Consider the following 23,392-nt stretch of genomic DNA (forward strand, 5'->3'; position numbering starts at 1 on the left):
GTTATGAGACTAAAAATTTACCAAACACAAAAATTTAAGCGACTGTCTCGCAGGCAGCTTGCCTTGCTGGTGTCGGTACTGGTGCCCTTTATGCCTGGTTACCTCGCCGCTAAACCCTTCGCTTTAACACCAGTAGAGCAGGGCACAAAAAACATCAACGTAGGTGGAAAAGTAGTGGATGAAAAGGGCATCGGCTTACCTGGGGTAAGTGTTCAAATCAAGGGCACATCAATAGGTACAGTTACAGATGCCAACGGAAATTACAGCATTTCTGTTCCGGATAATATGATTTCTTCAAGCCTAACCTTCTCTTACGTGGGTTATGCCAGTCAAGAAGTTGCTATCGCATCTCAAAAAACAATAAACGTGAAGTTGGCGCCTACAGCAGGTAATGCCCTAAACGATGTTGTTGTGGTGGGTTACGGAACTCAAAAAAGGGTATCGATAACGGGTTCAGTAAGTACAATTGACGCGAAAAATATCGAAAACAAACCCGTGCTAAATGCTTACCAAGCCCTACAAGGTGAGGCACCCAATTTAATTATCCAACAAACCAACCTAAACCCAGGAAGTGATGTTACCGTTAACATTAGGGGCGTAGGTACCTTGGGCGATAACACGCCTTTAGTGGTTGTAGATGGTATTGTTGGAGGAAATCTGAACACCATCAACCCCAATGACATCGCCAGTGTATCGGTATTGAAGGATGCCGGTTCTGCCGCGATTTATGGATCGAGAGCAGCAAACGGGGTAATTTTAATTACCACTAAAGCAGGTAAGCTGAATCAAAAAACCACAGTTTCTTACAATGGTAGTTATGGTATTCAAGATGCCAATGTGTTGGTACATAAGGTTCCTGCTTGGCAAAATGCGTACTATAAAAATGAATCATTAGTGAACTCGGGCTTAAGTCCAGCTTATACGCCAGATCAAATTCAACAGCTAAAAGATCAAGGAGACGGTACTTGGGATATTGAACACCTCTTGCGTACCGCACCGCAACAGTCTCATAATATCAACATTGCAGGTGGGGGCGAGAAAAGTGCGTTTTACATTTCAGCAGGTTTTCAAGATCAGCAAAGCAATTTCATCGGCAACGGTGGCGAGGGGTCAAAATTCGGCTATCAGAAATACAACCTAAGGTTAAACCAAACCAATGTTGTTGGGAAATTCCGTACCAATTTTATCTTGCTTTATACCAAAACCCGAAACAAAACCAATAGCGTAGGCGATAACAATATATTTGCCGATGCCAACAGGGTTCCACATAATTTCAACTGGCAAGATGAAAATGGCAATTACTTAACCAATCCTTTTGCTTCACAATACAACGAATATGGTGTGTTGGAAAAAGGTGGATTCAATCAGGCAGATAATGATGAAATTTTCGGATCATTCAATGGTCAGTTTAGCATTACCAAAGATTTGAAATTGACCGGTGAGTTTGGTGGTACACTGCAAAACAATGGTACTTTCTTCCGCCGTACTCAAGTAAATTATTTGCCTTCTGGTGTTTATGGAGATGATCGCTCGGTATTAGATGCCAATAGCAAATCGCAACTTTTCAATACCAAAGTTTATTTAGAATATGGAAAGAAAATAGCAGAACACGATTTTAAAGTTCAGCTAGGTGCCTCAAGCGAAAATTTTTCGCAACGTGGCTTCCAACTTCAAAAAACATTAACAGATCAATTATTGGGTACGCCAACAACAGGAACGATTGTCGATCCAATCAATTCTAACAACAGTATTGCCGTTAACTCCAATAGCTTACAATCTTTATTTGGTAGGTTAAACTATTCATTTAGAGATCGTTATTTGCTTGAGGCAACCGCACGTTACGATGCTTCATCAAAATTTGCCAAAGGCAATCGCGGAAGTTTCTTCCCATCGGTAAGCGCCGGCTGGTTGATTTCTCAAGAATCTTTCATGCAAGGTATAAAGAATACAGTAAGCAACTTGAAACTTCGTGCATCTTATGGTGTACTGGGAAATCAGAATGTGGGTAACTTCCAATATCAAACTACCTATTTCAACTATGCAAGTGCTTACGGCTTCAACAATGTACCAGTAGGTGGTGCAGGTACCTTGCTATCCAACAGAGATCTAACTTGGGAAAAAGCATCAACCTTAAACATTGGTTTGGAAGCAGGATTTTTCGACAATACGTTAACCGCTACTTTTGATTATTTTAACAAGGTAACGAGAGATATTCTTCAACCAAGACAAGATATTCCAACCATTTTTGGTGCCGCTACGCCCGATTTCAATGTGGCGAAAGTAAGAAGTAAAGGTTGGGAAGCTTCACTAACGTATAATTTACGTGGAGAGCAAGTAACCCAAAGCTTTAGCCTCAATGTTGCAGACAACCAAAACAAGTTGCTTCAACTATCAGGCGGAGCTACCGAACAAATCATCAACCAAGATGTATTCCAGTTGCTTAGACGTGTAGGTGAACCGATTACTCAATATTACGGATATCAAACCAATGGATTCTTCCAAAATCAGGCAGACATCACCAACTCACCTAAAATTGCTGGAAATGCAGTTGTACCGGGCGATGTTAAATTTAAGGATTTGAATAACGATGGCGTAATTGATGCAAAAGATAAAACGGTTTTAGGCAATCCTTTCCCACGATATACTTTCGGCTTCACATATCGTTTAGCAGTAAAAGGTTTCGATCTTCAATTATTTATCCAAGGGGTAGGCAAACGCGAAACTTTCTTACGTGGAGAGCTTGTTGAGCCATTCCACTATGGTTATGGTGCAACCGTTTATGAGCACATGACTGATTACTGGAGCCCAGCAAATCCTGATGCACGTTATCCAATTTTTGCAAACATCGGGTCGCCATCCAACACCAACAACTGGAGAACAGGCTCTGATCTTTACAAATATGATGCAGCTTATGCACGTTTAAAAAACGTAAACATTGGCTATACTTTGCCACAAGCATTAACACAAAAAGCAGGTATTCAGCGCCTAAGGGTTTCACTAATTGGACAGAATTTGTTTACGCTTTCAAAACTTAAATTTATTGATCCAGAAACGTCAGAATTCGGAAATAACCTGAGCACTGGATCAAGCTCAAACAGTGCCCGCCAATATCCATTGCCAATTTTTTACGGAGCAGGATTGGATATCACCTTTTAATATTCACGGATAGATTTACTCATATGAAATTTTTAAATAAAAACCTCATCATCGCTTTAAGCTTCCTGGCACTCGCAGGATGTAAAAAGCTCGATATTGCGCCAACGGATCGGTTTTCAGATTTAACGTTCTGGACCGTGGATGTAAACGTAAACAACGCGCTTAATAACAATTACAGCTTGCTTTACAACAGCTCCCTGTACTTTGAACCCGAAGCACTTTCTGATAATGCTTACTCACCATCGGGAGATCTTAACCTAATTGCCAGCGGAAACGCAACTTCACTTACGGCAAAGTTTGCAGGAGATTGGGCAAGTTACTACAGAACCATAAAATCGGTAAACATATTTTTGGAGAATATCGACCAAAATAAAACCCTTCCGGCCGCAACAATTGCCAGAATGAAAGCCGAAAATCAGTTTATGAGGGCGTTTGCCTTGTTTAACCTAAGCAAATGGTATGGCGATGTGCCCCTTCCAGATCACAACCTTACACCAGAAGAGGCTCAGGTAATTCCACGTACATCAAAGGCAGCAGTTAGCGATTATATTATCGCGCAGCTGGAAGCGGCTATTCCAAGTCTTCCAAGTAAAGATCAGCTTCCCGCTAGCGAAAACGGCAGGATTACAAAAGGGGCAGCACTTGCATTGCAAATGAGAACACTGCTTTATCAAGGCAATAAAATGGCCGAAGTAGTGGCGGTTTGCGAGAAGTTAATCAACAATCAAGCAACTTATGGTACCTATTCTTTAACACCAAATTATAGTGCTTTATTTAGCGATCCAGCAACCAACAAAACCAATAGCGAAAGCATATTGTCTCTACAATACGTTCCAACCGTTAGAACTTGGCAAAACTTCTGGGATTTCGCACCACGAACAGTTGGCGGAAGGGTAAGTGCCATGGCACCTACACAAGAATTGGTAGATGATTATGTAATGCTAAATGGTAAAGGCATTAAAGAAGCAGGTTCGGGTTATGTAGAAACTAATCCTTATGTAAACCGCGATCCAAGACTTACCGCAACCGTAGTTTACGACCGATATACATGGGTAAATCCGAACAATACCACCAAAACAATTTACATCAGACCAGGTTCAGATCCTGTTCAACCAGGCTTGGATGAATATTCGCCAGGTTCGCAAAGTGCTTCTGCAACAGGGTATTATTGGAGAAAATATTTCGATCCAATTGCATTATCAAGCTTTGTTTCTGGTAATAATTTACACCTGTTTCGCTATGCGGAAGTGTTGTTAACCTATGCAGAGGCAAAAAATGCTCTAGGGCAAATGGATGCCACAGTTTGGGCAAAAACAATTGGTGCACTGCGTGCAAGGGCTGGTTTTACAGATGCAGCAGCTTTGAGCTTTCCTGCAGGCGACCTAACGGCCGTTATTCGTCGCGAACGCAGAGCAGAGCTGGCAATGGAAGGTTTAAGAGTAGATGATATTAGACGTTGGAGAGTGGCAGAAACAACCATGAATGGCTTTGCCCATGGAGCAAAATTTGCAACCGATCAAAACATAGATAATGGCTACATCAGAACCCAGCAACGCAAATTCAATCCACAAAGAGATTATTTATGGGCAGTTCCATCAAGTGAGATAAGCCTAAATAAAAATTTAACACAAAACCCTGGTTACTAAACCTCATTAGGATATGAAAAATTTTAAAAAATTATTCGCCATGGTGCTCGTTGTATGCACCGCTGCAATTTCATGCAAAAAAGATGAGAAAGCACTCAATGAAAACATTAGCCCAATTGGAGGATTAACCTTACCAGCAAATCAGGCAAGTATCAAACTAACTCCATCAAATGCATCTGCCTCACAGCAATTTAAATGGACAGCCGCAACGCCTGAAGATGGAGGGCTCATCCTTTACGAAGTAGCCTTCGATAAAGAAGGCGGCAATTTTACAAACCCTGTTTTTAAAGTGGTTTCAGATGGTGGAGGGGTGCAAGCCCAAGTAACCATTTCACATAAAGACCTCACCAAAATTGCGGCATTGTGTGGCATCAATTCTTCCTCAACGGGTAAAGTAAACTGGACGGTAATTGCTTCAAAGGCCAGCAGTAAAAAAGTAGGACAAGAAAGCAGATCGCTTCAACTCGAACGCCCCGCAGGCTTCGCCGAAGTACCAACCGACCTTTATTTAACAGGTTCGGCTACAGAAAGCGGCGATGATGTAACCAAAGGGATAAAATTCAAAAAGCTTGAAGATGGTGTTTATGAACTATATACCTCGCTAAAAGCCGGAACTTATCAACTTACCGACAAACAAACCGCTGCGGGAAGAAAGTTTTATGCTGATGGCACCCTGTTGAAAGAAGGCACATCCGCAATTACCGTAACTGGGGGCACAAAAGTTTATTATTTAAAATACGATTTTAATGTGGCGAGTGTAGTTGAAGTGAGTGAAATTCAGAGTGTAGGACTTTATATGTCTGCTTATGCTTCTGAAATTGGCCAGTTAAGCTATACTTCTGGCGGCACATGGCAATCTGGAGTAATACCTGTTGTATTCTATCAGTTTTCTTGGGGTAGAGATGAGCGTTACAAGTTTGCACTCCACACTTCGGCAGGTATTAAATACATGGGCAGCAGTAATGTAAACAACGTAAGCCCTGTAGGGCAAGCCGCTTCGTATTTCTACCTAAATGCCGTTACCAACGATCAATGGAACAATACGTATAAATTCAATCCTTCTGCCGATAATAAAAGCATTAAAGCAACGGTTAATTTAGGCGCAAGCGGACCATATACGCATAACATTGTTACCCAATAAGTTAAGCTCTACCACCGGTGTGTTGCCGGTGGTTTAAACCTATTTTATGAAAGCAATACTCAAATACACAGTACTACTTTTCGCCCTCTTCTTTGCGGTTTCCTGTAAAAAAGGAGCTGATCCTTCTCCAGTAACCCCACCACCTGTAACCCCTCCGGTAGTGCCTGGTGCGCCAGTTAATTACCTTCAGTTGGCCAAAGAAACCCATAATTTTACAGTAAACAATCTGCTTACAGGAAGTTATAGTTACCGGGCAAATACCACATCCAAAGCTGCAAATTGCTTTGAGTGGTATAACGTAAGTCAGATTTATGCAGATGCCGCCATGGTTGCAGCAGGAGAAAGTAGCTATTTAGTTTACATGAACAATACTTTTAAGTTCATGGAAAACATGTGGGATAAAAAGGATTTGCGTGGTGGTTACTTTGCCTCTGTTAATTTGGATGGCAGCGGTGCCGGCGGCGATAAATATGTAGATGACAATGCCCTAAGTGGGATGGTTTATCTTGAAGCCTATGAGGTTACAACAGGCGCCGATAAGCAAGCCTATCTTGCAAAAGCTAAGGCATGCGCCGACTGGCTAATTAATAGTGGTTTATGGGATAATGTTTATGGCGGAGGCTTTTATTGGAACACACTGAAACCAGAAAAACCAACACAAACCAACGGACTTACACTGCAACTATTTGCTAAACTTTATGGCTTAACAGGAGAATCGATTTACAGAGACTGGGCAAGGCAAGTTGATGCCTGGTTAAGTGCAAAAATGTTCGATACAAATACGGGCCTTTACATCTGGAAGATAGATGGCGCTGGAGAAGGGCTAAAACATACAGAGAAATTTACCTATGATAATGCCATAATGGTAGAAGCCTTCTTGATTTACAGCAAGGTAATGAATGATCCAGCATATTTAACCAAAGCGCAGAATTTAGGCAGGGCCATGAATACTACCCTTTGGAATGCTTTGTATAAAGGCTATGTGTTTAACACTGCCGAAAGCAGAATCAACCCGGCGTGGTGTGCTTGGGGCTCACAAGCTATGATTCGACTTTACGAAGCCGATAAAAATGAATCTTGGCTCGTGTACGCCAAAGAAAACATCAACCGACTGAATATTGCCAACAGAAATACCACTAACTTGGGTTATTATTTTTTCGCAGGTTTTGATGGTCAAAATCGCTCAACAGAAATGGAAACCGTAGATCAAGCTTGGATGCAAAGGCTACAGGCAATGCTCTCAAAATATTAAAAATAGATCCCAATTATATGAAAATAGGTCATAAATCTCTAGCCGTTCTCCTCGTTTTAATCTTGCTTAATGTTGCAGCCTTCGCACAAGATGTGTTGAGTTTTGTAAATCCCAATATTGGTACCGCACACAGTAGATGGTTTTTTTACACCCCTGCGGCCGTACCTTACGGAATGGCAAAACTTGCCCCATCAACAAATGGCAGCTACGGAAACTTGCAAGGCTGGGAAGCCGTGGGATATGACACCCGCCACACCTCTATCGAAGGTTTTGTGCATTTTCATGAGTGGCAGGTAGGAGGGATAAGCTTTATGCCAACCGCTGGAACGCTGAAGGCCGTGCCGGGCGAGCTCGATAAACCCGGAAGTGGCTATCGATCCAATTTCTCAAGAAAAAATGAAATTGCCCAGCCAGGCTACTACTCGGTTATTTTAGACGATTTTAAGATCAAAGCAGAACTCACCGCAACAAAACGAGTGGGTTTCCACCGATATACCTTTCCAAAATCAGATAGTTCTAGGATTATCCTATCCATAGGAAATGTTCAGGGTGAAAGCGGACCAGTAACGGATGCCTCAGTAGAAATGATTGATGATACACATTTTCAAGGCTATGTAATTACCTATCCCAAATATGTTAAAACTTACGATGAAGGTGGACGCGTGGCGATGTATATTTTCGGCGAGCTTAGTAAAAAACCACTTACAGTAGGTGCCTTAAATAATGAAAAGGCTACAGCAAACCAAAAAACATCAAAGGGCATTGGTGCAGGCCTGTACTTGGGTTACAACACGACTGAAAATGAAACCGTTGAAATTAAGGTTGGCCTTTCTTACACCTCAGTAGCCAATGCAAAACTCAACCTTAAAACGGAAGCCGAAAAACTTACTTTTGCTGGTGCCAAAGCAGCCGCACAAAAGGAGTGGAGAGCCTCCTTGGGCAAACTTAAAGTAACAGGTAAAGACAATGCCGATAAAACAAAATTTTACACCGGCCTTTATCATGCCCTTTTGGGTAGAGGTATTGCCAGCGATGTAAACGGAAACTTTCCGCGTCACGATGGAAGCATTGGGCAGTTGCCGAAAGATCCACAAGGCAAATTCAGCTATAATTTTATGAATACCGATGCCATTTGGGGCGGTTTCTGGAACCTTACCCAACTATGGGCACTTTCATATCCAACACATTACAGTGATTTTGTGCACACCCAGCTAGAAATTTATAAAGAAAGAGGCTGGTTTGGAGATGGGATTGCCAATAGCAATTTCGTATCTGGCGTGGGTACCAATTTTGTGGGCCTTGCCATTGCAGGCGCCTATCAGGCAGGCATACGCGATTACGACCTTAACCTAGCTTACGAAGCCGTAAAAGGAAATGAACTCGGCTATAAAAATCGTTTGGTAGGATCAGGTAAAATGGATACGAAAAGCTTTGTTTCAAAGGCTTATGTTCCTTTTTTAGATGCAGATAAAACAGATTCAACAGGATCTCACTTTTCAGGCTCTCATACACTAGAATACAGTTATAGTGCCTTTGCAGCCGCACAATTTGCTAAAAGATTAGGTAAAACAAGCGATTATCAGCAATTTATTCAGCTTTCAAATGGTTGGAAAAACATATTCGACAGCGAGTTAAAACTGGTGCGTCCGAAAAAAGCAGATGGAACATTCATCGATAAATTTGACCCACTAGAAGCTTGGAGAGGTTTTCAAGAGGGTAACGCAACACAATATACATTTTATGTGCCACAGAATCCTAAAGCATTGATTAGTCAAATCGGCGAAAACACCTTCAACACCAGGCTAAACGAAATTTTCGAAACCTCCAGAAAAAATGCCTTTGGCGGTGGCAAAACCATTGATGCATTTGCGGGCATACAATCGCTTTACAACCATGGCAATCAACCCAATCTACACATCAGTTGGCTGTTCAACTATTCTTCAGCACCTTGGCTAACTCAAAAATGGACAAGAGCAATATGCGACGAATTTTACGGAACAGAAAGCATCCATGGTTACGGCTATGGGCAAGATGAAGATCAAGGTCAGCTTGGTTCATGGTATGTCATGTCATCGCTCGGCTTGTTCGATGTAAAAGGCTTGACAGATTTTAGACCAACCATACAAATTGGAAGTCCGGTTTTCGATCAATCAACCATCACCCTTGGCAATGGTAAACGCCTCACCATAAGCGCACTTAATAATTCAAAAAGCAATGTTTATGTGCAATCTGCAACCTGGAATGGCAAGGTGCTCAATCAGGCCTGGATTTATCGCGATGAATTGATGCAAGGCGGAACACTTTTATTGAAGATGGGCAATAAACCCAATAAAAACTGGGCTACAAAGTTAGCCCCGCCATCAGTGCAATAAGTACAGATAGCCATTCTAAAAATGTATATGAGAAAAATCATTTATGTACTGATTCTGCTTTTCTCTGCGAATACCTATGCTCAGAAATCTGCTCAAAACAAAAGCCATCAAGCAAGAGCTGAAGAAATGTTTGCCAAAATCTGGAAGCACTATCGAGTAGAAGGTTATACGGGGCTTTTCAGCGAAAATTATCCATCCGGTACAACCGTTAACCTCGATTATTTTCAAGGTGCTGGCGTTAAAGAAAAGAAAATAAGCTTTTTATGGCCCTTTTCAGGTATGTTTTCAGCCGCCAATGTGTTGGTTAAATATCCAGAATTAAAGGCCCATTATACAGAATATTTAGATTCGCTAACAACAGGTGTTTTAGCTTATAGAGATACATTGCGCAGTCCTGTTGGCTATCAGGCTTATCCCGTGGCACTAGAAAAAGCTGATCGATATTATGATGACAATGCGCTGGTGTGCATCGATTACATGGAAGCCTATTTTAATACCAGAAACCCCCAATACATCACCAAAGCAAAAGAAGTATTCCGTTTTATAGAAAGTGGTTGGGATGAAAAGCTGCAAGGTGGAGTGTATTGGCTAGAAGGGCACAAAGATCAAAAGCCAGCCTGTAGCAATGGAATGGCCACCTTAGCAGCGCTCAAACTTTATCAAGGCACGCAAGAAAAGGAATACCTCGATTGGGGCAAACGGTTTTACAGCTGGATGCATACTAAGCTCCGAAATCCAAAAGGAATTTATTACAACGACATTAAAATGGATGGTAAGCAAAATCCAACATATTACACCTATAACACAGGTTCTATGCTGGAGGCGGCAGTATTGCTTTATCAATTTACCGATGAGGAAGCCTATTTGAAAGAAGCAAAACTCGTTGCAAAAAATGCCTTTGAATTCTTTTCCGTTCAAGAAAATGGAACATCTCAATTAAAAATCGATTTGCCATGGTTTGTTACCGTTTTATTCAGAGGTTACGAAGCGCTGTATAAAGTCGATCAAAACCCACGTTACCTAAAATCCATCACCGCTCAACTTAATCAAGCATGGGAACTTTCTGCCGATCAGTATGGTTTCCTCACTGCAAAATGGGCAACGGATATGCAAAGCAAAAAAAAAACAAAATGGTTGCTCGACGAGGCTTGCATTGCAGAACTTTACGCACGATTGGGATTACTGAACATCAAATAAAAAAAGAAATGGAAGAACATATAAGCCTAGGCGTTGATATCGGTGGTACACACATTACAGCAGCTTTGGTTGATGTAAAAGCAGGTACTGTAATCCCTGAAACAACCAAGAGATCAAAAATAGATTCAAATGCAAGCGCATCCCAAATTGTATTTGACTGGTGCAAGGTAATTGCCCAAACCATTCAAGGTACGAACTATTCAGGAAAAATGGCGATTGCTATGCCTGGTCCATTTGATTATGAAAATGGCATTTCGCACATGACTGGCATGGGTAAATACGAGTCTTTGTACGAACAAAACGTGCGATCGCTAATGCTGCAGCAACTTGGACAAAAAATCAGTCGAATAGATTTTTTTAATGATGCCGCTTGCTTCCTGCAAGGAGAATTAGCATACGGCGAGGCGAGTGCACATCAAAAAGTTTTTGGACTTACCCTAGGTACAGGCTTCGGAACCGCACTTGGAACGGCGGGTGTAGCAAAAGATGCTGATTACTGGCGTCATCCGTTTATGGGCGGGATATGTGAAGATTTCTTTTCCTCAAAATGGTTCACCAGCCAATATGAAAAATGCGCTGGCCGTGCAGTAAAAAATGTAAAAGATTTAATTGATCACATTGAAGTGGCTAATCCGCTGCTTCAAGTTTTTGATGAATTTAGCATCAACCTCAGTACTTTCCTATCTCGAATTCATAAAAAAGACCAATTTTCATGCGTCGTAATCGGTGGAAACATTTCCAACGCCTCAAGCCTTTTTCTACCCCAGTTGAAATACCATCTGCAAAGCATGAATACTCCGGTTAGCATTTACATATCCTCGAAGGGAGAAGATGCCGCATTAATTGGTGCAGCAAACTCTATCTAGGTTGTTGGTCTCAATTCGAAATTGACTAAAAAAATTTAATCTGTCTTTGATTTTTTTAGCGAAACCAAACCTTCAGCTAACTCTTGATTAAACCCGCCGATACTCACATTGCTAAGCATCAATGTAATATCGTTTCGGATTGCTTTAAACTCATTGTGCAGCGGGCAAGGATGCAATTCAGAGCATTGTTTAAGCCCAAGACCACAACCCGTAAAAAGCGCATCTCCATCAACGGCCTTAACAACTTCAATTAATGGAAGCTCGAGCATTTCGCTTGTCAAAAAAAAACCACCATTTGGGCCCTTGGTCGATGTAATTAATCCTTTTCTACTCAAATCCTGAAGTATCTTGGCCAAATAAAGTTCAGGAGAATCGATTTCTGCAGCAATATCCTTTATACCACTTTTCATACCAGATGCGGATTTTTGCGCAATGTAAAATACCGCACGGATTGCATACTCACAGGTTTTCGAAAATATAGCCATGCATCAAAGATAAGAAAAATAATAAAAGATATTTTTATCTTTTATAAGATTTGTTTTATATTTGCTTAATAAAAGATAAAAACATCTTAATATATTTTAATATGAATTCAACACAACAATCTCTAATTCTTGCCACGGTTCCAATTTTGAAAGAACATGGCATAACCTTAACCAAATACTTTTATCAACGGATGTTTAATGGAAATCCTGAGTTGCGAAACATTTTTAACTTGGGAAACCAACACAGTGGCAAACAACAAACTGCGCTGGCATTGGCCGTTCTGGCTTATGCAGAAAACATTGCAAACCCTGCTGTTTTAATGCCGGTATTGGATAGGATTGGCCACAAGCATGTGAGTATTGATATTCGCCCCGAGCATTATGCAATTGTTGGCAAGCATTTAATTGGCTCTATTGAAGAAGTGTTGGGCGATGCGGCAAGTCCAGAAATTTTAGATGCATGGGCAGCAGCTTACGGCGAGTTGGCCGCAATCATGTCTGGGCACGAATCTGATATTTACGCTTCGAAACTACAGCAAGAACATGGATGGATTGGCTGGCGACCGTTCACCATTAGTCAGAAAAAGAAAGAATCATCCGAAATTACATCCTTTTATCTCGCTCCCGCAGATGGTGGTTTGGTGCCTAAACACCAACCAGGGCAATACATTAGTTTAAAGGTGTATCTTCCAGAATTGGGCATTAACCAAATTCGGCAATATAGTATATCAAACGAACCCGATGAAAAGCACTACCGCATCTCAGTAAAAAAAGAACGGAATGCAGAAATGAATGTAGATGGCATGATCAGCAACCATCTGCATAATCAAATGGAACAGGGTGATTTGGTGGAAATTACCGCACCATCTGGCAATTTTATACTTCCGGGGCAATTGAATAAACCCATTACATTCATTAGTGGCGGGGTAGGGCTCACGCCATTCATCAGTATGGTAAGCAAGTTGGTTGCCGAAAAGCATACTCATGGCATCACTTGGATTCATGGTTGTAGGGGACGTGAAGTGCATGCATTTAAATCAGATATTGATATGCTAGCCAATGCGGGTACAAGTTTTAGTAAGTACATTTTTTATAACCATTGCACACCAGAAGATAAACTAGAGGGAATTATGGAAGGGTATTTAGATTTGAAGACCTTAAATTCAGTTCATCATCAAACAGAAACCCAATACTTTATTTGCGGTCCAGGCGCTTTCATAGAAAAACAGCTTCAAGATCTTAAAGCTTTTGGGGTTCCATCCAATCAAATCTTTTTTGAAGAGTTTGGCCCAAGCGTCCTTAGTGCAAACTAAGTGATCAGAGAGGCCTTTTTCTGGCTCATAAACAGGAGACGAGATCTAAATTTGGCTGTCTCTCATCTAGATATTTCTAAAATGCCGATCCTATGCAAGCGCTTAATGGATCGGCATATTTATTGAAAAATCAACCCCCTTTCATCAACCAAGTTTATGGTGGAACAGGAATTTGTTAAAAATACCAAGAGAATATTTGGCATTAACCAAAACTGAAGATTTTAGATATTTTAAGCTGGCAATGGTAAAATCGCTCAATCAGCTATCTCCAAGAGCAGGACATAATATTGGAGAAGTAGGATTCTTAGAAAAATAATATCGACATAGCCCTAATATTAATCATCAGCAATTCTTATTTACAAAATGAACACCCCAAAACCAATAGGTTTGGGGTGTTTTGTTTAAAACTAAGAGCATCAAAACAAAGAAATTGAGTAAGTCTATTTGAGTTGAATGCCTATTTGTTATTTGATTTTGTTTCTGGTGGTCTGTAGTTTTTTGGGGTTTTTTTTCATCGTTTTGAATTCCGTAGCTCAAGCGATTTCCCCAAAATACCCAAAAAATTGGCACTCTAGTAGGTGTAAGCTACTTCCGTTACTTTGGCTTAGTTTTTGGTTTCTCCGACATGCCATAGGAAGCTTTTATAGTTTTTCAATACCTATGGTATTTTCAGTTTAACATCCAAATATTTAAACTGTTTGTTAATTTAGGTTCATCATTAAGTAGCGTTAAGGCTTATACCAATTTACCAATTGGTACAATGCTAAAGCGCTATCTTAATGGTGTTTTGCTATCTGGACAGCATCTGCTCCAGTTGGCAACAAGCTTGAAATATTTTTAAATCGAGTTCAACTTGCGTTTGGTTTAAGATCCAGGCTTTAGAGGCCAAGGCATGGTAATATCCATTAGGATACCGAAATGAATTCAGCTTGGCGAATGGGGATTTATGAGGAGCCCTCCTGAATATATTTCAGGGTCTTAGTTTTTTTAAAGGTATTATTTGTCCGAACCTGCGTTATTTTAAATTGTTGAACAACATCATTATTTGTTGTAACTTCAAGATAATCATAAACTTGTATAGAAAACTGTTGAAACTTTGTTTTTAGCATGGTTATGTGCTATTTTTGTTTTTTTATAAGCTGGCTTCCCTATCCAGTTTCGCAACATCCCAATTTATTTTTAGTCATATACAATGAAAAAGGAAATTGGAAAGGGTGTGCCTAAGCAGCCCCTCGCGGAAAAGACAGCAGCAGATAATAGCATCCTGTTTATTTTTCTCTGTTACGCACTAATTGAGTTTATGCCATCTTTCAATTGTCGCGAACATGTGATGCCTCAATATTTGTACTTAACTTTTTTAAATACCATTGTTCTTTTCTACGGGCGTGCGAGGGATTTATATCCAATTTACCTATTCAATTTCTTAAAAAATAGCTGGCTGGTTCGGATGTATATGGCCTTCTTCGTTTTATGCGGCCTGTCCATTGTCGTGGCCAGAAACTTTTCACTCTCTGTTGTAGCAATCGCTCAGATTGGGGTTTTGGTTTCTGCCCTAATTAATTTGCTCGCCCTATTTTATCATCGCTTGCATTTAATCAAAAAGGTAGCCTTTATGTTGGCTTTAATAGCAATTTTACAGGCCTTATATGCATTATTGGCATTTAATCATTATTCTTTTCTTGAAGCACTTTCTTCTAACGATTTTAAAGGCAGTACCGATAATATCAATATTTTTTCAATGAGTTTTTTGATTAAAATACCACTTATTTTTATTGCCATCATCCAAACTTCCGATTATAAAAAGTGGATTTTTAGTCTATCGCTGGGTTTATCAGCTTTGGTAATATTTTTAATTAATGCCAGAGCATCTCTTTTAGCCATCATTTTGATATCAATCATTTTTTTTATTTATTATTTAAAAATAGAGGGTTTCAAAAGAGTTGCTTTTTTAAATGCGTTGTATGTTTATCTTCCAATATTATTGGCACTGGGCACCGCAAATATGATTTTCAAATCATCAGGTATTGTGCAATCTAGGTGGTCATCAACTGCAAGCCGTTTTACGGCAGCCTCTAATGATGGATCAATCAATATGAGGTTAATGTATTGGAAAAACGCCCTCAAAATGACCCAGAAACATCCCTTTTTAGGTATCGGATTAAACAATTGGAAAGTAGAATCCATTCCTTACGAACCCCTTCAGGAAAAGATTTTATCAGGGCATACGCATAATGATTTTCTGCAGTTTTTTGCTGAAACAGGGGTAGTTAATGGCTGTATTTATTTATGTATTTTCTTTACCATTTTTGTAATTAACCTGAAAAGGCTGCTTAAGGCAGAATCTCCACAATCACAAACAATTGCAGTAGTAGCCTTAATGATGTTGATTGTTTTTGGTATCGATTCGACATTTAACTTCCCTTTTCTATTCCCCGTAGTACATGTGCAGTTTTTCCTTTGTATTGTTTTCACATTGCTCAACACGCATATAGAAAGATTGCCCCATCTATCGCAAAATAAATTAGTGCTGTATGGTTTAATCATTATGGCAATTCTTCCCTTGTATGTAAATTATAGAGTTTTGAAAACAGCTCAGTTGGAACGATTGATTATTGAGAAGGACATAGAATTTACAAAAACAAAAAGTACCTTGAATATGCCTACTGGTGATGAAGTAATTGCAGGAAGGCCTTTTTACCCCAATGTAATGGCAGATGCCCTCATTCCATTTGTTGAATATGCATCCAGTTTATACTTGCAAGAGAAAAAAATCGAGAAATCTAAATTACATTTAGACGAAGCAATTTCTATAAATCCTTATTTTGGATCTGGATATTTTTTGAAAGCATATGGGGCCGCCAATAATGGTTTAGTAGATAGTGCGTACTACTATATAAAAAAGGCAATGGCAATAAGGCCAAATAACACTAGGAATTTAAACTTCGCGTTGCAACTTGCCGAAATCAAAAAAGATACGGCAGGTGCGCTAAAATTTTACAACCAAGTAAGTAAATTAATAAAACGGCCAGATTATTGGATGGATACCTACACGGTGTTAAATAATATGGGCTACAAAAACATTGATCGCTTTTTGAAACAAGGTTTTCAAGACTTTCCAAAAGATAGCACGGTTTCAAGTTTGAAAACTCAAATTGTTGTAAACAGGTGTTTGTCAATTGCCAAAAAGCAATTTGAGCAAAAGCAGTATTCGGCGGTATTTGCTACGTGTAACGCAGGCTTAAAGGAAGCGCCAGCAAATGTTTACATATTACAGGATATGGGATTTTACGCCCTTAATCTTGGTAAATTTGAAGATGCGATACGGTACTTAGAGCAAGCCGTTGGTAAACCTGGTTTAACAGATGGAAAGGCTGAATATTGTTTGGGTTATTTGTATATGCGTGCTAATGATCACACACAAGCCTGTAAATACTTAGCCATAGCCTCGGCTCGGAAATATCCTGATGAGATGATGCTCTACAACAAATGCATCATGTAAAAACATTAAGCACTTCGTAAACAAAAATTGATATTTTAATACGCTGGCCCCCTATCCAGTTTCGCAACATCCCAATTTATTTTAGTTATACAAAATGAAAAAAAAAATTGGAAAGGTTGTGCCTAAACAGCCCATCGCAGAAAAAGCAGTAGCAGATAACAGGATCCTGTTTATTTTTATATGTTATGTATTTGTTGAGTTTATCCCTCATTTTAGAAGCCACGATCGGACAATGCCCCAATATTTGTATTTAACCTTGTTAAATATAATTGTTCTTCTTTATGGGCGATCGAAAGGTTTATATCCTATTTCCTTATTTAATTCATTAAAAAGTAGTTGGCTTGTTCGGCTCTATCTAATGTTTGTATTGCTTTGTGGAATATCCATTTTTGCGGCAGAAAACTTATCGCTCTCTATTGTTGCCATTGCTGAAATCGGGGTGCTAGTTTCTGCATTAATCAATTTGCTCGCCTTGTTTTACAATCGCTTGCATTTAATCAAAAAGGTGGCTTTTGTGTTGGCCATAATTGCAATTTTACAAGCTTCTTACGCTTTACTGGCATTTAATACCCATTCAGTATTGGATGCGATTTCATCCGAAAACTTTAAAGGAAACTCTGGAAACATCAATATTTTCTCCATGAGTTTCTTAATTAAACTACCACTTATTTTCTTTGGTATTATTTCTTCTACCGACTACAAAAAATGGGTTTTTAGTTCAGCGCTTTGCCTGTCATCTTTGATTGTATTTTTAATCAACGCAAGGGCATCTGCTATCGCAATTATCTTGATTTCAGTTATTTTCATTATTTATTACATCAAGATAAATGGCGCCAAAAAGCCCGCATTCTTCAATTTGCTTTACCTGATTCTGCCACTATTGCTTTCTCTAGCAATTGCCAACATGGTTTTTAAAGCTGGAGGAAATAATCAACAGAGGTTTTCATCTACCTTAAGTCGTTTAAAGCAAACCAAAAATGATGCATCAATCAATGCTAGGTTAATGTACTGGGAAAATGCAATAAAGATTACAAAGAAATATCCAGTTATAGGTATCGGACTAAACAATTGGAAAGTCGAATCTATACCATACGAATCTACACAAGAAAGTATATTTTCTATCCATACACATAACGACTTTCTGCAGCTTTTTGCAGAAACGGGTGTGTTAAATGGTTGTTTGTACCTATCCATTTTTGTTTTGATTTTTTTGATAAACTTGAAAAGAATTTTGAAACCAGATACCCGAGAGAAGCAAATTATTGCGCTTTTGGCCTTATTGATGTTGATTGTATTCGGTATTGATTCCACCTTTAACTTTCCCTTTTTGGTGCCAGTTATGCAAGTTCAATTTTGCTTGTGTATCGTACTCACTTTACTCAACACCACTGATGGAAATTTGTCCGCTCAACCTCAAAATAAATTATGGGTTACTGGTTTAATTGTAATTGCGGTATTGCCACTATATATAAATTACAAAGCATTAAAAACAGCTCAATTTGCACAGTTGATTATCGAGAATGATCAAAAAATTAAAGAAACAAACAGTATTCAAGGAACATTAACAGGAGATGAGGTTGTGGCGCAAATGCCATTTTACCCAAATGTAATGGGCGAGGAGCTTGCCCCATTTGTTGAATACGCTGGGGCATTTTACATGCGGGAGAAAAACTTCGATAAATCTAAATTCTATCTTGATCAAGCCATCGCAATTAATCCATATTTGGGTACTGGTTATTTCTTAAAAGCCTATGGAGCAGAAGGTAACGGTTTGGTGGATAGTGCTTACCAATATGCAAAACAATCAATAGCGATAAAGCCCAATAGTACAAGAAATTTACATTTCGCGCTGCATATGGCCGAAGTTAAAAAAGATACACTTGGCGCTTTAAATTTATATAATGCAGTAAGTAAGGTAGTAAAAAAGCCTATAGACTGGATAAATACTTATACCGTGTTAAATAATATGGGCTATAAGGGCATAAAAGGTTTTATTCGAGAAGGAATAAAATACTTTCCAAAGGATAGTGCAATTGTTGATTTAACCACGCGAATTACTGTAGATAGTTGCCTATTGCTTGCACAAAAGCAGTTCGCGCAAGGCAAATATGCAAATGTGGTGGCAACCTATAAAACTGGACTAAAGGTGGCTCCTAATAATGCTTACATACTACAAAATTTAGGTTTTTTCTATTACAACATTAATAAAGCTGACGATGCGATTAAATGCTTAAAGCAAGCCATTGAACAAGGCGTTTTAATAGATGGAAAAACAGAATATTATCTGGGCTTTCTATACTTAAAAAAACAGGATAAAATAAATGCCTGCAAATATCTTGCACTAGCATCCGGACGAAGTTATCCCGATGATGTGGGGGTCTACACAAGTTGTAAATAGCTGCGTTATGTTACTTGTACATCAAATTCTTACATTTTATTGAGAGAAGCATAACTTATTTCTATCGCATAAAACATTAATAACTTTCAAAATCTCCTGAAAGACTTTTTTCTATTGGTTTTTATCAAACAAATATTTAAATGAGACTAAAATTTATTGTGGCTTCTTTAATGTTGCTACTCACTATTTGTGCATCTGCGCAAAGAAACTACACCGGGGTTATTTCTTTCCCTGCCATCGGAGTATCTTATAAAATCGACAACTCAGATAACTTCGATACGGATGAGGTAGATGAGGGGGAGCGGTATCTTTATCATCTCGTAAAAGCGGCCTATGGCCTTTCGCCATCACTCTATTGGTATAAAATTGAAAATTCTGCAAGAAGCCTATCTGGAATTATTATCCAGCCCTTAAATCAGGCATTGAGAAATCCTTTACTAAAAGACCTACCAACGGATATGGGCGATATCGTAATCTATGGCAAAATAAAAGGATCGAGATACAGAGCAACAAATCTAGTGGCGGATATACGAATCATTGACGTTGATCATTACACTGTTTTCGACCCGGAAACAGGCGCTATAAAAAAGATAAAGCCGTTTTGGAAAACAAATTGATTAGTGTAATTATTTACCCAAAATTTAAGTTTTCGGTTTTCAATCGAGTATATTTTTCCCCGATGTAGCTTTATTCTACTCTTCATATCGGCAGCGTTGGATTAAATCTATCTTCTTTCTTATTGATTATTAGGAGATAACAATTTTTTTTCTCGTTTACGGAAATAATCAAATTCTCTGGCTTTTTTTTTGGCTATAGCGAGTTCATATAATATTTAATATCAGTTAAAAATTAATCAATTATCACATGAAAAAAATTTTATTATCATTAATTACAGTAGCAGGATTAGCTTACGGTGCAAATGCACAAACAGAAAAAGGTAAAGTTATCGTTGGTGGAAACCTTACTTTATGGTCAGCAAAAACAACAAGTGCACAAAAAGCCGATGTTACATTTAACTTGGTTCCAAGTGTGGGTTATTTTGTAAGCAATGACTTAGCATTGGGTACTGGTGTTGGATACATGTCGCAAAAAATGGTTAGCGCACTTACTTTAAAAAATGGTTTCGAAGTTAGTCCATTCGCTCGTCACTATGTGAAATTGAACGACCAATTCAAATTTTTCGCTGAGCTTGGCGTGCCAATGGTGTTTGGAAAACAAAAAACTGTGGCTGCTAACGGAGATGTTCAAGCCAAAGTTGCTGATTTAACCATGGTTGGTGTAAAGTTAGCTCCAGGTTTTGCATTTTTCCCAAATAAAAAAGTAGCTATCGAAGTTTCTGTTGACGGTATTGGATACCAACATGAGGGAATGAAATCTGTTGCTGGAGTTAAGACATCAACCAATTCTTTTGGAATAAATGTTGATACATTTATGCCAAAGTTAGGTTTAATGTTCCACTTTTAATAAGTAAAACATTAGTTCTCGTTTTAATTTAAAGTTCGATAAAATCATAGTCTTTTATCGTTAGGGCAATTTGAAGGTTACGTTCTATAACACGAACGTAACCTTTTTATCTGCATACAGGCTTCGCTAAATTACTTTAATAAAAACGAGAATTTCCTCACCAAAATGTTTACGCTAGAGTATTCCTATTGGTTTGATTATATGTTGCCAGGCCTAGAGCGGATGAGTCTCCCGATTCCATTGGGGGGTACCAGCAATCATTTTGTAACGGAGAAATTAAGAGAATTGGGTAAATGGGATCCTTTTAATGTTACTGAAGATGCCGATTTGGGCATAAGGGCTTTTGCTAAAGGGTATAAGGTGGCACTTTTAAATTCTACTACCTATGAAGAAGCAAATAATGAATATTTTAATTGGATTAGGCAACGCTCTCGATGGATTAAAGGATATATGCAAACCTATTTGGTGCACATGAGAAACCCCTTTAAGCTGATTAAAAAAGTAGGTTTTAAAGGTTTCTTTGCTTTTAATTTCTTTATCGGAGCTATACCCGTAACCTTTATTGCTTACCCAATTTTAATTTGCTTATTCATTATCTATCTATTTTTTGATGGAGCCAGCATTAAAGAGATTTTCCCCCCTTGGGTAATGTACATTTCGCTCTTTAATTTCTTCGCTGGCAATATGCTCATTGTTTATATCAACATGGTTGCGGTGTTTAAGCGAAGATATTATGGCCTTATTCTCTTAGCTACTTTAAATCCGGTTTATTGGTTATTGCATTCTATCTCGGCATATAAGGCGCTTTGGCAACTCATTTATAATCCTTTCTATTGGGAAAAAACGGTTCATGGTTTAACCAAAATTGGTTTCAAAGAAAAAAATGTCTGATTCAAACAAAATAAATAAGCGATTTAGCTTAGAGCTGAAAGGTGCAGTGCTTTTATTTTTGTATTATTTGGCTATTGCCTTAGTTGTTTTTTCGAAGGGCATTCTATCTAGCGAGTGTTTGTTTTTTTTAGGAAAGGCGAGCTTGTTGCAAATACCAGAGTTGGATAAGATTAAGATATTTGGTTTAACCTTTCCACAGGTGCCCTTTATTTTAACCTCGTTTACTGCGCTTTTTAAATTTCGGTTCGGACCAATACTGGTTTCAATTTTGGGGACAAGCATTTTGTTTTATAAAGTTACAACGGCTTTAAAACCAAGAAGATTTTATTCTAAACTGTATTACTGTATTTTAGCAACTTTTTTGCTCCACCCACTTTTTGTCTTTTCGGCCATTTCGGGTACAAGCCTTTATGCATCATTACTTTTCTTTTACCTTTTTATTTACAATCTGCTAAAATTTCTCAAAACAAGTGCTACTTATAATGTATTCGTGGCCAGTTTATATTTTAGCCTATTGGTGTTTAGCTGCCATAAATTTATTTGGCTCATTTTACTTTTAGTACCGATTATATTCCTTTTTACGGTAGAAACTTTGCCCATTGCTAAGGATAGTTTTTTCAATAAACTCATCATCATTTTTAATACCGTTTCTTTGCGGCGAAGGTTTGCAAACAAGTTGCTGGCGCTGAATATGGTACTTTTTGCGCTCCCATTGGGGCTGATGGTAATTTACAGGTTGCTTAATGAGTTTTACACAGGGAGCTCTAATTATTATTTAGATCACTCTTTTGAAAACCTGTTTCCAATTTTCCAATTTAACGATGCCAAGCTTTCTTATTTTAAACAGTTATATCCCATCGGTTTTTATTTGAACCATTATACGCTGCTCAAAACGTTTATCATAGCACCATTGCCATTTTTTTATCTGTACATTTCTAGGAATGTGTTTTTAAGCGTTCTTATATTTGGTGTTTTAATTTGCTTGGTCGAGTTTTTATCCATCCGATATTCAGAATCTTTCGTGGCCATTCAATTCATTGCGGTTTTTATTCTTACGGGTTGGGCTTTGCTATCGGCTATTGGCACTTACAATTATTCAAATTTTTACAGCAATGCCTTGGTTGTAATCACCGTTTTGCAAATTATGACAGGCGTATTTTCTTTTGTTTCTGGAACCATAGCTGATGATAAAAACTATATCAATGCGCTTGTATCTTTATGTACGCCAGAAGGTTATCAGCAGAAGGATGATGATTTAGTTTTCGCGAAATTTGTTTCGAGATTGCCCACTAATGAGGTGCTGTTGGCTGATGATGATGTAGCTTACCGCATATTTGCCATGACGGAATCTAAATGCCGGGTGATTACGCAACAAAGTGCGCTTTTTACAGATGCCTGTACCGACCCAAAGCAGTATGTTAATTATATTTTAATTCCGCAAAAGGGGAGTGTATTAGAGAAATATAGCAAGCTCAATCATTATTCCTTATTATCAGTAAATGCCCGGCAGGTAAACTTATCAGAAGTTCTATCTAATAAAGATTGGGTAATGTTTAAAGTGATCAAGTAAAGCTGTGCCAAATACCAAACTCGATTTTTTAAAAAAAAAAAATGAAAGAAACGGTTACATTTTTTTAAACAGATGTTTCTAATTATAAGATGGGGCAGCGCAGATGGCAAAACTGCAAAGCGTGGCCTTGTTTTGGAAGAAT

15 protein-coding genes are annotated in these 23,392 nt (G+C 38.6%); 14 read left to right on the top strand and 1 reads right to left on the bottom strand.

What is annotated here, in order from left to right:
* Positions 1-3: 3 nt before the first annotated feature.
* From DHW03_RS16255 to DHW03_RS16285, 7 genes are read left to right on the top strand one after another with little or no spacing between them, the layout of a single operon-like run.
* Positions 4-3,156 carry a SusC/RagA family TonB-linked outer membrane protein gene (locus DHW03_RS16255; protein ID WP_165825442.1) on the top strand — a complete coding sequence of 1,051 codons (3,153 nt, stop codon included), beginning with the start codon at positions 4-6 and terminating at the stop codon, positions 3,154-3,156.
* A 23-nt stretch (positions 3,157-3,179) separates the two neighbouring features.
* Positions 3,180-4,802, top strand: a complete 1,623-nt coding sequence (locus DHW03_RS16260; protein ID WP_109926898.1) for a RagB/SusD family nutrient uptake outer membrane protein — start codon at positions 3,180-3,182, stop codon at positions 4,800-4,802.
* A 13-nt stretch (positions 4,803-4,815) separates the two neighbouring features.
* Positions 4,816-5,943: a SusE domain-containing protein gene (locus DHW03_RS16265; protein WP_109926899.1), complete on the top strand. Its 1,128-nt coding sequence runs from the start codon at positions 4,816-4,818 to the stop codon at positions 5,941-5,943.
* Between the two features lie 46 nt (positions 5,944-5,989).
* The gene (locus DHW03_RS16270; RefSeq protein WP_109926900.1) at positions 5,990-7,195 is read left to right on the top strand and encodes a glycoside hydrolase family 76 protein; all 1,206 of its coding nucleotides are present in this window, start codon (positions 5,990-5,992) and stop codon (positions 7,193-7,195) included.
* A 17-nt stretch (positions 7,196-7,212) separates the two neighbouring features.
* A complete protein-coding gene (locus DHW03_RS16275) occupies positions 7,213-9,567 on the top strand; it encodes a GH92 family glycosyl hydrolase (RefSeq protein ID WP_109926901.1) in 2,355 nt (784 codons plus the stop codon).
* Positions 9,568-9,594: 27 nt separating this feature from the next.
* A complete protein-coding gene (locus tag DHW03_RS16280; RefSeq protein WP_109926902.1) occupies positions 9,595-10,764 on the top strand; it encodes a glycoside hydrolase family 76 protein in 1,170 nt (389 codons plus the stop codon).
* Positions 10,765-10,772: 8 nt separating this feature from the next.
* Positions 10,773-11,630, top strand: a complete 858-nt coding sequence (locus DHW03_RS16285) for an ROK family protein (RefSeq protein ID WP_165825443.1) — start codon at positions 10,773-10,775, stop codon at positions 11,628-11,630.
* A 35-nt stretch (positions 11,631-11,665) separates the two neighbouring features.
* Here DHW03_RS16285 and DHW03_RS16290 read toward each other — a convergent pair whose 3' ends face one another.
* Positions 11,666-12,115, bottom strand: coding sequence for an RrF2 family transcriptional regulator (locus DHW03_RS16290; protein ID WP_109926904.1), 450 nt, complete (start codon positions 12,113-12,115; stop codon positions 11,666-11,668).
* A 101-nt stretch (positions 12,116-12,216) separates the two neighbouring features.
* On the opposite strand from DHW03_RS16290, the gene hmpA reads away from it, so the two are divergent.
* From hmpA to DHW03_RS16330, 7 genes are all read left to right on the top strand, one after another.
* On the top strand, positions 12,217-13,428 hold the full coding sequence (hmpA, locus tag DHW03_RS16295) for an NO-inducible flavohemoprotein (protein WP_109926905.1): 1,212 nt from the start codon (positions 12,217-12,219) through the stop codon (positions 13,426-13,428).
* Between the two features lie 1,192 nt (positions 13,429-14,620).
* On the top strand, positions 14,621-16,927 hold the full coding sequence (locus DHW03_RS16305; protein ID WP_109926907.1) for an O-antigen ligase family protein: 2,307 nt from the start codon (positions 14,621-14,623) through the stop codon (positions 16,925-16,927).
* 94 nt (positions 16,928-17,021) lie between these two features.
* Positions 17,022-19,325, top strand: a complete 2,304-nt coding sequence (locus tag DHW03_RS16310; RefSeq protein WP_109926908.1) for an O-antigen ligase family protein — start codon at positions 17,022-17,024, stop codon at positions 19,323-19,325.
* A 140-nt stretch (positions 19,326-19,465) separates the two neighbouring features.
* Complete coding sequence (locus DHW03_RS16315; protein WP_109926909.1) at positions 19,466-19,942, top strand: hypothetical protein; 477 nt, start codon at positions 19,466-19,468, stop codon at positions 19,940-19,942.
* A gap of 247 nt (positions 19,943-20,189) precedes the next feature.
* Positions 20,190-20,789, top strand: coding sequence for an outer membrane beta-barrel protein (locus tag DHW03_RS16320; RefSeq protein WP_109926910.1), 600 nt, complete (start codon positions 20,190-20,192; stop codon positions 20,787-20,789).
* A 114-nt stretch (positions 20,790-20,903) separates the two neighbouring features.
* Positions 20,904-21,680: a glycosyltransferase family 2 protein gene (locus DHW03_RS16325; RefSeq protein ID WP_262503187.1), complete on the top strand. Its 777-nt coding sequence runs from the start codon at positions 20,904-20,906 to the stop codon at positions 21,678-21,680.
* Positions 21,673-23,250, top strand: a complete 1,578-nt coding sequence (locus DHW03_RS16330) for a hypothetical protein (protein ID WP_109926912.1) — start codon at positions 21,673-21,675, stop codon at positions 23,248-23,250. The genes DHW03_RS16325 and DHW03_RS16330 overlap by 8 nt, the downstream gene beginning before the upstream one ends.
* Positions 23,251-23,392: the final 142 nt, after the last annotated feature.

It is taken from the genome of Pedobacter yonginensis, assembly GCF_003173595.1.
GTDB classification, from domain to species: Bacteria; Bacteroidota; Bacteroidia; order Sphingobacteriales; family Sphingobacteriaceae; genus Pedobacter; species Pedobacter yonginense.

Bases quoted from the DNA above. Each gene is read 5' to 3' on its own strand.
- DHW03_RS16305 (WP_109926907.1), top strand. From the start codon at position 14,621: ATGAAAAAGGAAATTGGAAAGGGTGTGCCTAAGCAGCCCCTCGCGGAA.
- DHW03_RS16315 (WP_109926909.1), top strand. From the start codon at position 19,466: ATGAGACTAAAATTTATTGTGGCTTCTTTAATGTTGCTACTCACTATT.
- DHW03_RS16265 (WP_109926899.1), top strand. From the start codon at position 4,816: ATGAAAAATTTTAAAAAATTATTCGCCATGGTGCTCGTTGTATGCACC.
- hmpA (WP_109926905.1), top strand. From the start codon at position 12,217: ATGAATTCAACACAACAATCTCTAATTCTTGCCACGGTTCCAATTTTG.
- DHW03_RS16290 (WP_109926904.1), bottom strand. From the start codon at position 12,115: ATGGCTATATTTTCGAAAACCTGTGAGTATGCAATCCGTGCGGTATTT.
- DHW03_RS16310 (WP_109926908.1), top strand. From the start codon at position 17,022: ATGAAAAAAAAAATTGGAAAGGTTGTGCCTAAACAGCCCATCGCAGAA.
- DHW03_RS16255 (WP_165825442.1), top strand. From the start codon at position 4: ATGAGACTAAAAATTTACCAAACACAAAAATTTAAGCGACTGTCTCGC.
- DHW03_RS16330 (WP_109926912.1), top strand. From the start codon at position 21,673: ATGTCTGATTCAAACAAAATAAATAAGCGATTTAGCTTAGAGCTGAAA.
- DHW03_RS16285 (WP_165825443.1), top strand. From the start codon at position 10,773: ATGGAAGAACATATAAGCCTAGGCGTTGATATCGGTGGTACACACATT.
- DHW03_RS16275 (WP_109926901.1), top strand. From the start codon at position 7,213: ATGAAAATAGGTCATAAATCTCTAGCCGTTCTCCTCGTTTTAATCTTG.
- DHW03_RS16320 (WP_109926910.1), top strand. From the start codon at position 20,190: ATGAAAAAAATTTTATTATCATTAATTACAGTAGCAGGATTAGCTTAC.
- DHW03_RS16270 (WP_109926900.1), top strand. From the start codon at position 5,990: ATGAAAGCAATACTCAAATACACAGTACTACTTTTCGCCCTCTTCTTT.
- DHW03_RS16260 (WP_109926898.1), top strand. From the start codon at position 3,180: ATGAAATTTTTAAATAAAAACCTCATCATCGCTTTAAGCTTCCTGGCA.
- DHW03_RS16280 (WP_109926902.1), top strand. From the start codon at position 9,595: ATGAGAAAAATCATTTATGTACTGATTCTGCTTTTCTCTGCGAATACC.